This is a genomic window from Streptomyces otsuchiensis, from assembly GCF_004305975.1.
GTDB classification, from domain to species: Bacteria; Actinomycetota; Actinomycetes; order Streptomycetales; family Streptomycetaceae; genus Streptomyces; species Streptomyces otsuchiensis.
The window spans coordinates 1-347 of the sequence record NZ_BHZI01000630.1; the positions used below are offsets into that span (position 1 = coordinate 1).

Below are 347 nucleotides of genomic sequence, written 5' to 3' on the forward strand. Positions count from 1 at the left end.
TCCCCGGCCGATCTGGCCGCGGCGGCGTTCCGCGCGGCGCCCGGTGACGGCAGGAGGCCGGGGGTGGTGGGCGGCGGCGGCAGATAGCTCCTGCCGCCCGTCTGCGGCACCGTGTAGGCGGGCGTGGCCGTCCAGCCGGGGCGGGTGACGGTGGCGGTCGCGGGGGCCGGTGCACGGCCGCCGGTGGCGTCGGTGAGGGTCTCCCAGCCGGCGTCCGGGGGGCCCGGCACCAGGCGTCCCGCGTCGCGCCACTCCCGGACCAGCCTTGTGTAGAGGGGCGTGGCGTCCGGCTGTCCCGGCCACGCCGGGGAGCGGGGCGGAGGGGGCTGGGTGTCGCGGCGGGGGGG

General features: G+C 81.3%; 1 pseudogene. It reads right to left on the bottom strand.

The annotated features are described in order from the left end of the window. Nucleotides 1–230 (bottom strand): annotated as a pseudogene (locus E0D90_RS26150) (hypothetical protein); the annotation flags it as partial. Nucleotides 231–347 lie beyond the last annotated feature (117 nt).